12 protein-coding genes are annotated in these 15671 nt (G+C 69.4%); 7 read left to right on the top strand and 5 right to left on the bottom strand.

All coding sequences use genetic code 11. From position 1 onward, the window contains the following. The first annotated feature begins 82 nt into the window (after nt 1–82). Nucleotides 83–595, top strand: coding sequence for a hypothetical protein (locus BKA25_RS03840; RefSeq protein WP_084643377.1), 513 nt, complete (start codon nt 83–85; stop codon nt 593–595). A gap of 85 nt (nt 596–680) precedes the next feature. Here BKA25_RS03840 and BKA25_RS03835 read toward each other — a convergent pair whose 3' ends face one another. From BKA25_RS03835 to BKA25_RS03825, 3 genes are all read right to left on the bottom strand, one after another. Then, the gene (locus BKA25_RS03835) at nt 681–1583 is read right to left on the bottom strand and encodes a glycosyltransferase family 2 protein (protein ID WP_236750381.1); all 903 of its coding nucleotides are present in this window, start codon (nt 1581–1583) and stop codon (nt 681–683) included. Nucleotides 1584–1783: 200 nt separating this feature from the next. Continuing rightward, complete coding sequence (locus tag BKA25_RS03830) at nt 1784–2914, bottom strand: glycosyltransferase family 4 protein (protein WP_069854059.1); 1131 nt, start codon at nt 2912–2914, stop codon at nt 1784–1786. A 159-nt stretch (nt 2915–3073) separates the two neighbouring features. After that, nucleotides 3074–4204 carry a glycosyltransferase family 4 protein gene (locus BKA25_RS03825; RefSeq protein ID WP_069852073.1) on the bottom strand — a complete coding sequence of 377 codons (1131 nt, stop codon included), beginning with the start codon at nt 4202–4204 and terminating at the stop codon, nt 3074–3076. Between the two features lie 200 nt (nt 4205–4404). On the opposite strand from BKA25_RS03825, the gene BKA25_RS03820 reads away from it, so the two are divergent. From BKA25_RS03820 to BKA25_RS03810, 3 genes are all read left to right on the top strand, one after another. Next, nucleotides 4405–5400, top strand: a complete 996-nt coding sequence (locus BKA25_RS03820; RefSeq protein ID WP_084643378.1) for a glycosyltransferase family 2 protein — start codon at nt 4405–4407, stop codon at nt 5398–5400. 156 nt (nt 5401–5556) lie between these two features. Continuing rightward, complete coding sequence (locus tag BKA25_RS03815) at nt 5557–8061, top strand: glycosyltransferase (RefSeq protein ID WP_216637760.1); 2505 nt, start codon at nt 5557–5559, stop codon at nt 8059–8061. Continuing rightward, complete coding sequence (locus tag BKA25_RS03810) at nt 8054–9148, top strand: glycosyltransferase family 4 protein (RefSeq protein ID WP_069852075.1); 1095 nt, start codon at nt 8054–8056, stop codon at nt 9146–9148. The genes BKA25_RS03815 and BKA25_RS03810 overlap by 8 nt, the downstream gene beginning before the upstream one ends. 49 nt (nt 9149–9197) lie before the next feature. On the opposite strand, the gene rfbD is transcribed toward BKA25_RS03810, so the two are convergent. Both rfbD and rfbB read right to left on the bottom strand, forming a co-directional pair. After that, nucleotides 9198–10121: a dTDP-4-dehydrorhamnose reductase gene (gene rfbD, locus BKA25_RS03805; protein ID WP_069852077.1), complete on the bottom strand. Its 924-nt coding sequence runs from the start codon at nt 10119–10121 to the stop codon at nt 9198–9200. Continuing rightward, entirely contained in the window at nt 10118–11119 is a 1002-nt protein-coding gene (gene rfbB, locus BKA25_RS03800; RefSeq protein WP_069852079.1) for a dTDP-glucose 4,6-dehydratase, read from the bottom strand. Before rfbB ends, rfbD begins: the two co-directional genes overlap by 4 nt. Nucleotides 11120–11509: 390 nt before the next feature. On the opposite strand from rfbB, the gene BKA25_RS03795 reads away from it, so the two are divergent. The 3 genes from BKA25_RS03795 to BKA25_RS03785 all read left to right on the top strand — a co-directional run bounded on the left by BKA25_RS03795 (nt 11510) and on the right by BKA25_RS03785 (nt 15606). Next, nucleotides 11510–13078, top strand: coding sequence for an LCP family protein (locus BKA25_RS03795; protein ID WP_157421269.1), 1569 nt, complete (start codon nt 11510–11512; stop codon nt 13076–13078). A 218-nt stretch (nt 13079–13296) separates the two neighbouring features. After that, a complete protein-coding gene (locus BKA25_RS03790) occupies nt 13297–14832 on the top strand; it encodes an LCP family protein (RefSeq protein ID WP_084643379.1) in 1536 nt (511 codons plus the stop codon). 51 nt (nt 14833–14883) lie between these two features. Continuing rightward, nucleotides 14884–15606 (top strand): TIGR03089 family protein, encoded by a 723-nt coding sequence (locus tag BKA25_RS03785; protein WP_069852081.1) that lies wholly within the window; start codon nt 14884–14886, stop codon nt 15604–15606. The last annotated feature ends 65 nt before the right edge of the window (nt 15607–15671 follow it).

Raw genomic sequence — 15671 nt, 5'->3', positions numbered from 1 at the left:
CGCGGCAGGCGACGTCGATCGCGGTGGTGGCACCGAAGCCAGACCCGATGTCGCCGAGGCAACGTCAGGAGAGGTCGTCACGATGGACCCCCGCGATCGGGCCGACGAAACCCTCGCACGAGCACGAGCGCGAGGCACCTTCGTCATCACACCGGAGAACGCCACCTCACCGATGGACGCGGCCAGCACCGTGCAGATCCCGCGCTCGGTGGTGAACGCCAACGACCCGGTCAATCCGGCGCCGGACCACGATCCCACCGTGGTGCTGCGCGGCCGGGTCTCCCGAGGGCCGTACCCGTCCCAGCCGGGCGGCGGGCAACCCGCCGGGCCGCAGGGCCATGGCCAGCAGGGACCCGGGCAATCAGGTCCTGGAAACCAGCAGATCCCCGGGCAGTCGGCGCCGGGTCAGCAGCAACATCATCCCGGTGGTCGGCCGGGTCAACGACCGCCTGCCGCCCCAGGGCAACAGGGCCAGGGTCCGTCGGTTCCCAGCCAGGGACCCGGCCAAGGGCCCGGCCAGCAGGTATCGAACCCGGCGCCCGGTCATCCACAGAACGAGTCGACCATCCCGCCCTGGCATTCCGAGGGCTACTAGCAGAACCAGCGGTTCCGCCGCCGATCCGGCGGTGGGACCGAACCAGCCTGCGGGCATCCCGATCGGATCGCCCACAGGGGGCACCTCACTGCTTGCTGCCGCCCGGGTCACGCAGTTCGAGCCGCCTGCGCGCCTCCAGGCCGACCTTCAAGGCCAGCCGGACCGGCGCCCACTCCGGGCCCTGATGGCGGTCGGCGAGATATCGGTAGGCACTGCGGTGATGTTCGGTGAGCATCCGATCGGATGATCTCGACGTCGAGTGGCCACCCAGGTGGACGACCTCGGCGCTGGGTACGTAGACGTTGAGCCAGCCCGCCTTGCCGATGCGATCGCCGAGGTCCACGTCCTCGAAGTACATGAAGTACCGCGAGTCGAAGCCCGCCACCGAGTCGAAGGCGGCCCGCCGGATCAACAGGCACGAACCGGACAACCAGCCTGCGGTGCGCTCGCTGAGCACGGTGTCGGCCTGCCGGTAGGCACGACTCCACGGATTCGCGGGCCACACCTTGCCCAACAGGCCATGGCCGACGCCCTTGGAGAGCGACGGCAACATCCGAGCCGATGGGTAGACCCGGCCGTCGGGCTCCCGGATCAGGGGCCCGAACACTCCGCCACGCGGCCATTTCGTCGCGGCGGCGAGCAGCTTGTCGATGCTGCCCACTCCCCATTCGAGATCGGGATTGGCCACGATCACCCAGCCGACCTCGGGGCCGAGCTCGGCGACACCTCGGTTCGCCGCACCGCCGTAGCCGAGGTTCTCCCCCATGGGCAGCAGCGTCACGCCATCGCGCTCGGCGCCCTTCTCCGGCGCCCCGTCGACCGAGCCGTTGTCGGCCAACACGACCTGGACCGACCGCGTCGTGGCTTTCGCGAGCGTGTCGAGGAACCGGGTCAGCGTTTCACCCGGTGAGTACGTGACGGTGACGACGGCGAGCTCCTCGCCGTAGGAGACGGGCTCTGCCGAGGCTGCGGATCGCGGGGTGACCACGACGAGCATTCTGCACGGTCGACTGGATTCTGAGAACGAGGCGGGTGGGTCGATTCGATCAACCGGCGACCGAAGATGATCTTGGGTTCGGTGTCGGTGACCTCGCGTGTTCGTCGGCGCTTCTCGTCGTTACTCGGTGCAGGCGACCACGGCGCTCGGTGCTCAGTGAGCCGAAGCGATCGCGGCTGCGGCCGTATCGATCAACGTCCTCTGCGGTGCACCGCCCACGCCCTGGTGTACGCCGCACGGTGGCGCGTGGCGCTCGCCGCCCAGGAGAACTCCTGCGATCTGGCGCGCGCCGCGATGCCGAGCTTCTTCCGGCGGTCGGGTGCGTCCAGCAACTCGCGCAGGGTCGCCGCGATGTCACCCGAACCGACGCCGCAGTACGCGACGGCGTCCCCGCCGACCTCGGGCAGGCTGAGTCGGCGGGTGGTCATCACCGCAGTGCCGCAGGCCATCGCCTCCAACACGGGCAGGCCGAAGCCCTCGCCGAGGCTTGGATAGGCCACGATCTCGGCGCCGCCGAGGAAGCCCGCGAGGTTCTTGAACGGCAGGTAACCGGCGCGAATCACCCGCACCCGATGCGGCACCGCGCTCAGAGCCCGCTCGATCTGACCGTCCCAACCCGGCTGACCGGCCAGTACGAGAGCGGGAATGTCCGACCGCCCCTCGCAGGCCCTGGCGAAGCCCTTGATCAACGCGGGCACGTTCTTCCTCGGTTCCAGGGCGCCGAGGAAGGCCACATAGGGGGTGTCCTCGAGATCGAGCAGTTTGCGGACCTCGTCGACCTCGGGCGGGGTCGGCGGGTGGAACCGTTCGGTGTCCACGCCGTGCGCGACCACCTGGACGCTGCTGCGGCCTGCACCGACCACTCGGGTCAACTCGTCGGCGGTCGCATGGCTCGGCGCGATGCACAGCGCGGCCTTGGACAGCGCCGCCCTGGTCCAGGCGCGGAAGAACCGGGCTTTGACCGAGGAGTGCAGGGCCGGGTCGGTGAAGAAGGTGGCGTCGTGCAGGGTGACCACGCCTGCGGCTCGATTGGCCAACGGCGTGGTGTAGTGCGGCGAATGCAGCAGGTCGACGTTGAGCCTGCGGACCAGCCTGGGCAGCGTGGTCTGCTCCCAGCTCAAGCGCGCGGTCCTGGTGGCGACGGCCTCCGATGCCGGGACGATACGGGAGTTCGGGGCGAGTCGGGTGTACAACTCGGCGTCCCGAGGTTGGCAGACCAGACTCATCCTGGCGCCGTCCTGGTCCAATGCGGCAACGAGCGAATCGACGTAGCGGCCGACCCCGCCTCGGTCGGTAGGGACGGCGGTGGCGTCGATCAGCACGCTGGGTTCGGCTACGCGCACCGGAGCAGCCTACGGCCTCGCCGAGGCCGAATCGGCCGGTTCGGCCAAAACGAGACCGGCCTTACCGAGGCGGGTGATCGGCTGCTCGGCCAGGACGCGTCGCGGTGGTCCGGCCCACCGGGGCTGGAAGGTCTCGGGTCAACGCGAGCGGGCGGCGGACCAGGCGTCCAGGTGGAGAGCCCAGACAGCTTCGGCGGCGCGCTGCCAGGTGAAGTCGGCGGCCCGGCGTCGGCCTGCGGTGGCCAGGTTCGAGGTGGTCAGCCGGTCGGTCACCACGGCGTGCAGCTCGCGGGCCAGCGCTGCCGGGTCGTCTCGCGGCACGATCCGACCCGCCCCGCCCGCGACCTCCACCAACGCGGGCACGTCGGTGTGCACCACCGGAGTCCCGGCGGCCATCGCCTCCAGCAGGGGAAGCCCGAAGCCCTCCGCCCGGCTGGGCACGGCCAGTGCCCCGGCGCGGTCCAACACCACGGCGAGATCCCGGTCGGAGATTCGCCCGAGCAGCCGCAGCCGTTCCGGTTCGAGGCCGTGTCTCCTGGCCAATGCGGCGGGATCGACATCGCCCCAGCCCGAAGCGCCTGCGATGAGTAGCGGCACCGGCGGGGCGGCCGGGTCGGCCATCGCCTCGATCAACACGTCGATGCCCTTGCGGGGCTCGATGGTGCCGACGGCCAGCACATACCGCTTGGGCAACCGCAGCAGGCGGATGCTCTCGGCCAGCTGATCCGGATCGGCGCGTTTCGACAGTGCCGGTGCGATGCCCTCGCCCACCACCTGGCTCCGAATGCCGGGGCCGAGCCGCTGGGCGAGTTCGGCGGCGACCGCCTCGGTCGGCACCACGAGCGCGGCAGCGGCCCGAGCGGCCCTGGAGATCATCTCTCGATGCCAGCTGACCCCGCGCGGCGTGAGCGTCTCCGGATGGGTCCACGGCACGGTGTCGTGCACCGTGACGATCAGGCTGCGATCCCGCCGAACTCGCGGGGGCGCCAGCGGGGTCGGCGCATGGACGGCGTCGCCGCCGGGCCACAGTCCGACGCCGCGCTGCCAGGCCAGCGACAGGGCCCGTCGGGACAACGGCAGCGCGCGGGGACCCTCGACGCCGGGGATGACGGCGGGGGTGAGGTCGGGGTGCCGCGCGGTGACGCCCTCGACCGTCCAGCCCGCAGGCGCGGTGGCGGCGAGGGCGGCGGTCAGCTCCCGGGTGTAGCGGCCGGTTCCGCCGGGAACGGGCGCCAACAGTTGCTCGGTGAGTACGACGAGGGCGGGCACCGACTCACCGTGCCATGCGGGGTGGTGGTGCCCGAGTAAGGCCCGGCCTCGTTCGGGTGCCGAACTCCGGTGGCGTGGGCGAGAATGCGGCGGTCTTCGGTGCAGGCCGAGCATTAACTTCGTTGAGAACTGAAATGATCATGGAAATAGAGGTACCCACTCCCGATCGGGCGAAGTACGCCACCCGCTAGCGTCGGCGGATGCATCCCGCAGGCACGCCCCGCTCCACAGTGGTGGTGATCACCTGGCAGGGCCGAGAACACCTCGGTGCCTGTCTGGACGCGCTCGGCAGACAGACCAGACCGCATCGGGTACTCGTCGTCGACAACGCCTCGACGGACGGAACCCGGGAGCTGCTCCTGGAACATCCGACCCGGCCGGTGGTACTGCGCACCGCGACGAACCTCGGCTACGCCGGTGGTCTCGCGGTGGCCCTGCCCCAGGTGCACACGCCCTTCATGGCCTGGCTGAACGATGACGCAGCTCCGGAGCCCGACTGGCTCGAAGAGCTGGAGCGCACACTCGACGAGCAGCCCAGCACAGCGGCGGCCACCGCCACCCTGATCACGCCGACCGGGTCGGTGCAGTCCAGCGGGGTGCGGCTCACCGCACAGGGCTACGGGGCCGACCGCTCCCAAGAGGGAACCGACCCGCCCGTCGAGGGCAGCGGGACCGCAACGCCGAGTTCGGACGTGCCCGAGGTGTTCGGGCTCTGCGGCGGAGCGACGCTGTTGCGCACCTCGGTACTGCGGGCGATCGGCGGCGTTCCCGCCGGCTTCTTCTGCTACTACGAGGACACCGACACCAGCTGGCGGCTGCGGCTGGCCGGCCACGACGTGGTGTGGGCGCCTCGGGCCCGCGCCCTGCACCAGCACGGGGTGAGCACCAAACCGGGTTCGCCGAGATTCCATCGGTGGAACGAACGCAACCGACTCCTGATGCTGCTGCGCTGCGCGCCTGCCGAGCCCGCCGTCCGCGAGTTGCTGCGCTTCGCGGCGATCACCGCACTGCTGCCGCTGCGCAGGCTCCGAGGTCGGGTGGTGCCCAGCGCGGCCAACTTCCGAGTGGGCCTACGCCTCGGAGTTCTCGTCGAGGTACTCGGCAGGCTCCCGGCCGTGTTGGTGGAACGGCGTCGGATCGGCGGTCGGTCCCGGGTCCCCCGGCAGGTCGTCTGGCAACGCTGGGCAGGCCGGTAGCGGCGAGCGAGCAGGCACGCCCACGAGCACCCCCGAGAAGTCCCACGAGCAAACCGGGCCAATCCGCCCGATCTCACCCGGACCAGACGGGGTTGACCGATGATCAGAGGGATGGTGCACGCTTAACGTCGCACGAACACACAGAGAGGGGACGAGGTGTCGGAGTCCGACATCCTGCCGACGGTTTCCGTGGTTGTCGTCAACTATCGCGGGGCCGAGGACACGATCACCTGCCTGCGGGCCCTGCGTGACGAGGTGGACTACCCCTCGGATCGGCTCGAACTCATCTGTGTGGACAACGCCTCCGGGGGCGACGACGTCGAGCGGATCCGCGCGGCGGCACCCGGCGTCCAGGTGATCGAATCGCCGGAGAACCTGGGCTTCGCGGGCGGCTGCAACCTCGGCGCCGCCCAGGCACGCGGCGAGGTCCTCGCCTTCCTGAACAACGATGCCCGCCCCGACTCCGCGTGGATCTCCGCCGCGGTGCGGGTGCTGCGCGCCGACCCGCGAGTGGGTTCGGTGGCGAGCAAGGTGCTGGACTGGTCCGGCGAGAACATCGACTTCGTCGACGGCGGCCTGACCTGGTTCGGCATGGGCTACAAGCGGCAGGCGGGCGAGCCCGACGACGGCAGCCACGACGTACCGCGCGATGTGCTGTTCGGCACCGGCTCGGCGCTGTTCGTGCGGGCAGGCCTGTTCCAGGAACTCGACGGTTTCGACGACCGGTTCTTCATGTTCTACGAAGACGTCGACCTCGGCTGGCGGCTGAATCTGCGGGGCTGGCGGGTCCGCTACGAACCGGCCTCGCTGACCTACCACCGACACCACGCCTCGATGTCGACCGTGCACGACTCCAGGGAGCACTTCCTGCTGGAGCGCAACGCCCTCGCGGCGCTGTACAAGAACGTCCAGGACGAGACGCTGGCCAAGGTGCTGCCCGCCGCGCTGGCCCTGTCGGTGCGCCGGGCCACCGCCCGAGGCGAGCTGGACCCGACACAGTTGGAGATCACCCGCAGGCCCGCCGATCGTGCCGAGGACGACGCCCCGGTGGAGATCTCCCGAATGACGCTCGCGGGCATCCTGGCCATCGACCAGTTCGTCGAGTTGCTGCCCAGCCTCGCCGAATCACGGGCCATCGAGCAGGCGGCCCGGGTCCGCACCGACGCCGATCTGCTGCCGCTGATGCGCAAGGCGATGGAACCCGCCTATCCGCTGCCCCGCTACCTGGCCGCCCACGAGTCGCTGGTGACGGCCTTCAATCTGGCCGACGTCTACGGCCGCCCCCGCCGAGTACTGATCCTGACCGGCGACGCCATCGCGGAACGGATGGCCGGACCCGCCATCCGGGCCTGGCACATGGCCGAGGCGCTGTCGATGGAACACGAGGTCCGGCTGGTCAGCGTCAACGACCACCACGCACCGCCCCGCGCCCGATTCCCCGTCCTCTCGGCCCTGCCCAAGCAGCTGCCCGGACACGTCGAGTGGGCCGACATCGTGGTCTTACAGGGTCACATGCTCGAAATGGCACCGGAGCTCAAGCGGGTCGACTCGACCAAGATCGTGGTCTGCGACATCTACGACCCGATGCACCTGGAGTACCTGGAGCAGGGCAAGGACGTCGACGACGAACGACGTTCCCGCGACCTCGCCGGAGTGACCAAGGTCCTCAACACCCAGTTGGAGCGCGGCGACTTCTTCCTGTGCGCCTCCGAACGCCAGCGGCACTTCTGGCTGGGTCACCTCGCCGCGCTCGGCCGGATGAGCCCGGACATGTACGACGCCGACCCGACCTCGCGATCATTGCTGTCGGTGGTGCCCTTCGGCTTCCCCGACGCGGCTCCGGCGCGCACCGGCCCGGGGATCAAGGGTTCCGTTCCCGGCATCGACGAGAACGACAAGGTCGTGCTCTGGGCGGGCGGGGTCTACAACTGGTTCGACCCGTTGACGCTGATCAGAGCCATCGACAAGCTGCGCGGTGAGCACGACGACGTTCGACTGTTCTTCCTCGGGATGAAGCATCCGAACCCGGACGTCCCCGAGATGGGCATCACCGGTCGGACGCGGGAACTCGCTCGCAAGCTGGATCTGGTCGGCTCGCACGTCTTCTTCAACGAGAGCTGGGTGCCCTACCAGGACCGACAGAACTACCTGCTGGACTCGGACTGCGGGGTGACCACGCACTTCGACCACGTCGAGACGACCTTCGCCTTCCGCACCCGGGTACTGGACTACCTGTGGGCGGGGCTGCCGATCGTCACCACCGACGGCGATTCCTTCGCCGAGCTGGTGCGCGCCGAGGGGCTGGGCGTGGTGGTTCCGGCCGAGGACCCCGACGCGCTGGCCGCCGCGCTGGGCCGGGTGCTCTACGACAAGGCCTTCGCCACCGGTTGTCGAGAGCGCATCGCGGTGGTGCGCGAGCGATACACCTGGACGCAGGCGTTGGCGCCGCTGGTGGAGTTCTGCCGCCACCCCAGCCAGGCGGTCGACCGGATGCCTGCTGCCGAGCCACTGGTCCGAACCCCACCGTTGCGGGCCTCGGAGAAGGTGCGCAAGGACCTCGCGCTGGTGCGTGAGTACCTCGATCTGGGCGGCCCCACCGAGTTGGCCAAGCGGGCGGCGGGCCGGTTGCGGCGGCTGGCGAAGGAGCGACGACGTGGCTGATCGAAAACGAGGACCACGGCTGCGGCTGTTGCTGGACGGCACCCCGCTGTTGGGCCACCGCACCGGGATCGGTCGCTACACGGCGGCGCTGGCCGAGGAACTGGCCTCCGTCGAGACCGTGAGTGTGAAGGCCGTCGCGTTCACCCTGCGCGGCTGGAAGGCGCTGCGGGCCGCCCTGCCGCACGGCGTGGGCGCCCGAGGACTACCGGTGCCCGCCCGGCTGCTGCGGGCCTGCTGGCTTCGGTCGCCGTTGCCCCCGGTGGAGCTGTTCGCCGGGATGAGCAACATCGTGCACGGCACCAACTTCGTGTTGCCGCCCTCGCTGCGCGCCGCCGGGGTGGTCACGATCCACGACCTGGCGTTCCTGGACTCGCCGGATGACCTGCCGCCCAGCGATCGAAGGCTTCCCGATCTGGTGCGCCGCTCGGCCAAGCGCGCCGCGATGGTGTGCACGCCGACCAAGGCGGTGGCCAAGCAGGTGGTCGAACGTCTCGACGTCCCGATGGAACGGGTGGCGGTCACCCCGCTGGGGGTCGACGCGGCGTGGTTCGCCGCCCGACCGCCCAACGATGCTCTTCGGCAACGGCTGGGCCTGCCCAGTCAGTACCTGCTGTTCGTGGGTGCCGACGGTCCACGCAAGGGGCTGCCGACGCTGTTGGAGGCGCACGGCGCCCGCCCGGATCTACCGCCGTTGGTGTTGGCCGGTCCCGGTCCGCGTTCCGAGCACGACCGGATCACCCGGACCGGGTATCTGTCCGACGTCGACCTGCGCAGTGTCGTCGCGGGTGCCTCCGCCCTGGTGATGCCCTCGCGAGACGAGGGCTTCGGCCTGCCGGTGCTGGAGGCGTTGGCCTGCGGCGTACCCGTGGTGTGCTCGGATGTCCCCGCGCTGCGCGAGGTGGCGGGTGGGCATGCCCGGCTCGTCCCGGTCGGGGACAGCGAAGCCCTGGGGGTCGCTCTGGCCGAGGCGTTGTCGGGCGGCGGTCGCACCGAGACGCTGGCGGCGCGGCGGCAGTACGCCTCCGGTTTCAGCTGGCATCACTGCGCCGAGACGACCATCGAGGCCTACCGCAAGGCACTGAGCTGAGAAGGGCGGGCCCGCGAGCTGTCGGCGGGCCCGCCGTTCGTGTCCGGCCTCAGGCCGGCCGGAATGCGTCCTCGTGTTGGGCGAATGCCTCCGCGAGGCCCGCTCGCCAGGGCTGCAGCGGAGTGAGCCCCTCGCTGATCCACGAATTCGCGGAGAGCACGGAGAAGGCGGGTCGCGGTGCGGGCCGAGGAAACTCCTCGGTACCGCAGGGCCGCACCCGTTCCGGGTCGGCACCCAACTCGACGAAGATCGCGCGGGCGAACTCGAACCAGGTCGTCTGCCCGTCGTTGGTGGCGTGCAGCACTCGACGAGCTGGTTCGGAGCCGTCGGCGATCCGCATCGCCAGCTCCAGGAGTCCGATCGCCAGGTCACCCGCCCAGGTCGGGGACATGGCCTGGTCGGACACCACCGAGAGCGTCTCTCGGTTGGCCTCCAACTTGGCCATGGTCTTGACGAAGTTGCCGCCCCAGGCGCCGTAGACGCCCGCAGTGCGGACCACCCAGGCTCGGGGACAGATGTCGAGCACGGCGCGCTCGCCCGCGAGCTTCGTCCGGCCGTAGGCCGATCTGGGGCCGGTCGGATCGCTCGGCTCGTAGGGCCGCTCGGCGTCCCCGGGGAAGACGTAGTCGGTGGAGACGTGGATCAGTGGGACGTCGAGGGCCGTGCAGGCGGCGGCCAGCCGCGCGGGGCCGTCCCGGTTCACCCGCATCGCCGTCGATTCATCGGCCTCGGCGGCGTCGACCGCCGTGTAGGCCGCCGCGTTGATCACGACCGGGCGCCTGCCGTGCTCGGCAGCCTCCTCGGCCAGCCGCGTCACGGCGGCACCGACGGCAGCCTGGTCGGTGATGTCCAGTTCGGCCGAGGTCGGGGCGTACAGCGTGCTCCCGTCGCCGAGGGTCTCGCGGACCCGGTGGTAGAGGTCCATGCCGAGTTGGCCGCCACCGCCTGCGACCAAGAGTGCGAGGTCGGTCATCCAACGCCGCCCGAGGTGTCCGCCGTCGCGTTCTTCAGGGGCTCCCACCAGGCACGATTGTCCCGATACCACTGCACGGTCTCGGCGAGGCCCCGCTGGAAGGGCACGGCGGGCGCGTAGCCGAGTTCGGTGGAGATCTTGTCGATGGCGACCGAGTAGCGGCGGTCGTGACCCTTGCGATCCTCGACGCGTTCCACCATCGAGAAGTCGCAGTCCATTGCGGACAAGAGGAGCTCGGTCAATTCGAGATTGGTCAATTCGGTACCGCCACCGATGTTGTAGATCTCGCCGGGCCGACCCGCCTCGGCGACGAGTTGGATACCGCGACAGTGATCGTCCACATGCAACCAGTCACGAATATTGCCGCCGTCACCGTAAAGAGGAACGGGGCGGTTATCCATGAGATTGGTCACAAACAGGGGAATGACCTTCTCCGGAAATTGGAACGGTCCGTAGTTATTCGAGCAGCGAGTCACACTGACGGGCAACCCGTGCGTGCGATGGTAAGCGCGCGCGAGTAGGTCCGAACTCGCCTTGGCCGCGGAGTACGGCGAGTTCGGTTCCAGGATATGGGTCTCGTCCCATGAACCCTCGTCGATGGACCCGTACACCTCGTCGGTGGAGACGTGCACGAAGCGGCCGACGCCCGCGTTCACAGCGGCCTGGAGCAGGATCTGGGTGCCCAACACGTTGGTCAGCACGAAGTCGGCGCCGCCCGCGATCGAGCGGTCCACATGCGATTCTGCGGCGAAATGCACCACTACCTCGGTGTTCGTCATCACTTCGGCGACGAGCGCGGCATCGCAGATATCCCCGTGGACGAAGCGCAACCGGGGGTTGTCGGCGACACTGGAGAGGTTCGCGCGATTACCCGCGTAGGTCAGCTTGTCGAGCACCACCACCTCGGCGTCGGCGAATGCCGGGTACGCGCCGCCGACCAGTTGCCGCACATAGTGGGAGCCGATGAAGCCGGCCCCTCCGGTCACCAGAACTCGCATCGAGCCCACCCCATCATCGTCAGCACTGCCGGTGTGATCGTGAGTCGCCCGCCACCGGTTCGCAGTGGCAGTGTGTCACGAACGAGACCGAGGAAACCCGTGCCTACGGCGAACCTCGGGGGCACAATGTGCGTCTTACTCGGTAGCGGGACGTCCTACAGCATTCACGACATCGGATTAACGTGATGACGGATGACCGGCACTACCTGATCAGTCGGGGAGCGCGTCCGTTTTCGGCGCGCATGTAGGGAGGAGCCGCCCGTGCACGACCGGCCGCCTGGAGCGCGACGGCCAAGCGACGACAGCGGGTCTGGTCGTCGAAGTCGCGGAGACGGGGCAGGAGGCGTCGGGGATCCCAGCGCACGTCGGCCACCGAGGCGACCCGTCTCGATGGAGCCGACCCAACCCATCGCCCGCACACCGAGCGCGGCCGCCGCGGTCACCGCCGCAGAGGAGCCTCCTCGACGCAGTGCAGGCGCGAAGTTCGCGATGCGGGCGGCCAAGACCGCGGTGGCCCTGGTCTCCGTCGCCGTCGTGTCCGTCACGGGCTATTCCTGGGCCACCTACACCGCGTTCGACAGCGGGCTGGTGACCAGTGACGTGTTCGGCAATCGCGAGAACGGCCGGACGCAGGGCCCCAATCCGTTGGAAGACGGCATGGACCTGCTGCTGGTCGGCAACGACAGCCGAACCGACAACCAGGGCAATCCGCTGGACGCGGACGTCCTCGCTTCCCTGGGCGCCAGCGACGACGAGGGCGGCGACCTCACCGACACCCTGATCATGGTGCGTATCCCGCCGGGTGGCGAACAGGTCTCGGCCGTGTCCTTTCCGCGCGACAGCTACGTCAATGTGCCGGGCTACGGCATGAACAAGATCAATTCTGCATTCGGTTACGGCAAGCGCGCCGCCCACGATTCCCTCGTCGCGCAGGGCGTCACCGATGAGAAGCAGTTGCACCAGGAGTCCTCCGACGAGGGCCGTCAGCTGTTGGTGCAGACCCTGGAGGAGCTCACCGGCGTCACCATCGACCACTACGCCGAGGTCAACCTGCTCGGATTCTCCGAGATCACCGAGGCCGTCGGCGGGGTCGAGGTCTGTCTACTGGAGCCGGTCGACGAGTACCGCTCCGGAGCGAAATTCGACGCGGGTAAGCAGACCATCTCCGGTGTCGACGCCTTGCGTTTCGTCCGGCAGCGCTACGGACTGCCCAACAGCGACCTCGATCGCGTGGTCCGCCAGCAGGTGTTCATGGCCGGCCTGGCAAACAAGGTGTTGTCCGCGGACACACTGGCCAACCCCGGCAAGCTCAGCGAGCTGATCAACGCGGTGCAGAGCAGCGTCGTACTCGACAGCAACTTCAACATCCAGACCTTCCTGGAGCACGCGCAGAACATCGCGGGCGGCAACATGGACTTCCAGACGATCCCGGTCGGGGCTTTCATCAAGGACGATGTCGGTCAGGACGTCATCCAGATGGACCCCGCACAGGTGCAGCAGTTCATGAAGGAGCTGGGAGGACCACCCGCCGAAGAGCCGGAACCGGCCGACAATGCGAGTGAGGAAGCCTCCATCGTGGACCCGGCCTCGATCACCGTCGAGGTGTACAACGCGGGCGGCATCCCTGGGCTGGCCGCCGAGGTCATGGCCCAGCTGACCAGCTCCGGTTACCTCCAGGGCGTCACCGACAACGCCAATCCTCGGGTGGCCTCGGTGGTCCGGTACGCCACCGGCGAGGAGGCCAACGGCCAGTCCGTGGCGGACGCGCTCGGCGGTCTGATCGTCGAGGAGGACGCCGCGCTCGCGCCGGGAACGGTCGACGTGATCCTCGGCGAGGACTACACCACGTCGGTCAGCAACTTCGCGCCGCTGCCCGGTCAGGAGACCGGCACCGGCACCGAAGGCGAGGCCGAGAAGGAACAGGAGATCACGGCAGACGGGACCGTCTGCGTGCACTGATCCGTGCAACGGACCCGCATCGCTGATGAACCGCCCGTCGACCTTCGAGGTCGGCGGGCGGTTCTGTGCTCGGGGCATGCCCGGCGGGATGCCTTTCACATGGCGGCTGGGAACCGAGAATCGTTGAGGCGTGGATCTCGGCTCGGCCAACCCGGACACCTGTGACGGACCGGCCCGTTAGCCTGAGAAAGGGCAGCTTGAGCACGTCGGGGGTGTGAATGCCACGCAAACAGGAGGACGTCGACGAACCGGACAACGAGTCCGGCGGTCCGTCCGCACACGACGAGAACCACCACACCGAACAACCCGATGAACTCGGACGGCCCGATTCGGACGGTTCCAGCGCGACAGGCGAGGTCGAGGCGGACGGGCCTGCTGCTGCGGCCGAGGCCGAGTCGGACCAGCGCGATCGGGCCGAGGAGACGAGCGAGGATTCTGCCGAGGCAGTAGCGAGCCCGGCGCTGACGAAGCGGCGTCGCCGGAGCACCGGAGCCACGGTGTTGTTAGCGGGCGGCCGCTCCCTGGTGGCCCTGGTGTCGGTGGCGGTCCTCGGCCTGACCGGCTATGCCTGGGCCGGCATGGACCGGGTGCAGGACAGCATCAACACGACCTCCGCGCTCAGCGACCTGGATCGGATCGACATCGACCCGTACCCGGTCGAACCGGCGCCGGAGTCGTCGTCCGCCCCACCGCCCCCGCCGGTGGAGGACACGGCCACCGACATCCTGCTGGTCGGCACCGACAGCCGGACCGACGCCCAGGGCCGCCCGCTGCCCGAACACATCCTGCGGCAGCTGCGCACCGAGGCCGAGGTCGGACTCAACACGGACACGATCATCGTGCTGCGGATCCCGGACGACGGCAGCGCCGCATACGCGGTGTCCATCCCGCGCGACACCTACGTTCCGGTGCCCGGTCTCGGCGACGAGAAGATCAACGGCGCCTTGGGGCTGGTGAAGACGCAATCCGCCAGGCAGCTTCGGGCCGAGGGCGTGACCGACCGGGCGCAGGTGGAACGCGAGTCCACCGACGCGGGCCGACGCGCGCTGATCGGCGCGGTCGGCGACCTGACGGGTGCGCGCATCGACCACTACGCCGAGGTCAATCTCTACGGCTTCTACCTCTTCACCGAGGCGATCGGCGGCATCGACGTCTGCCTGAACTACGCGACCAGCGACAGCGACTCTGGCGCGAACTTCGCCGCAGGCCCGCAGACGATCTCCGGTGGCGACGCGCTGTCCTTCGTCCGGCAACGCAACCTGCCCGGCGGCGATCTCGATCGCATCGTCCGCCAGCAGGTGTTCCTGGCCGCGCTGGTGGACAAGGTGTTGTCCACCGGGACGCTCACCGACCCCGGCAGGCTGCAGAATCTGCTTGATGCGATGCAGGCGTCCCTGGTGTTGGACGAGGAACTGGACCCGCTGGTGTTCGCCCGGCAGTTGCAGGGCGTCGCGGGCGGCGATGTCACCTTCGTGACGATCCCGGTGCGCGAGGTCGGCGTCATCAACGACAAGGGCCAGAGCGTGGTGCTGGTGGATCGAGGCGAGGTGCGTGACTACGTCACGGACCTGACCGAGTCCGACGCGGAAGGCCAGCCGGTCGGCATGTCCGGGGCCGGCGCGCCGCCCGCCATCGACCCGGCGGTGGTCTCCCCGGTGTCCGCGGCGCCGGTCGGCCTCGGAAGTAAGGTGCGCACGCAGACCCCGGACGGCGAGGAGCCGATCACCGCCGACGGGGTGCCCTGCGTCAACTGACGTCCGAGCCGCAACACGCGGCCCCGCCGCCCGCCGCCGAGAGGGACCCCCATGAGTGTCACCGAGACGTTGTTGCGCGGCTACCTTGCGACCGGCGGCGGCAAGCCGTTGATCACCTTCTACGATGACGCGGCGGGCTACCGGATCGAGCTGTCCGCCGTGACGGTCGCGAACTGGGCCGCCAAGACCGCGAACTGGCTGCGCGACGAACTCGATGTGGAACCGGGAATGCCGGTGGCGGTGCGGCTGCCCGCGCATTGGCAGACTCTCGGGGTGCTGCTGGGTGCCTGGTGGTGCGGCGCCGAGGTGCGCGCGGATACCGAGGGCGCGGAGGTCGCACTGGTGCCCGCCTCGGAGTCGGAGTCCGCAGGCGACCTCGGCGCGCGGACGGTCGCCGTCGTCGGTCTGGACGCGCTCGGCGCTCCGGTTCGGCTGCCTGCGGGTAGCGCGCTGGTCGACTACACCTCGGAGATCCGCGTCTACGGCGACGACTTCATCCCGATGGACCCGGTCGAAGGCGACAGCCCGGCCCTGTCCGGTGCGACCGTGGACACAGTCCTCGCAGCCGCCACCACCAAGGCCGCCGAATTCGGCATCGGATCGAATGACCGTGTGCTGTCCACCCTGGACTGGACCGTTCCCGAGGGTGTGGCGGCGAATCTGCTGCCGGTGCTGGCGGTTGGTGCGTCCCTGGTCCAGGTCCAACACGCCGACCCGGCCAAGCTCGCCGACCGCCGCGAGACGGAGCGGGTCACCAAGGCCCTCGGCGAATAGCGTGTGAATGAGTAGCCCGTGGTCCGGCGATCGCGGGCTACTCGGTGGTTCAGTGGCTTGGGTAT

This window comes from Actinoalloteichus hymeniacidonis (genome assembly GCF_014203365.1).
In the GTDB taxonomy this organism is placed as follows: domain Bacteria; phylum Actinomycetota; class Actinomycetes; order Mycobacteriales; family Pseudonocardiaceae; genus Actinoalloteichus_A; species Actinoalloteichus_A hymeniacidonis.
The sequence above is the reverse complement of the archived record's forward strand: the minus strand, read 5'-3'. Positions and strand labels throughout refer to the sequence as shown.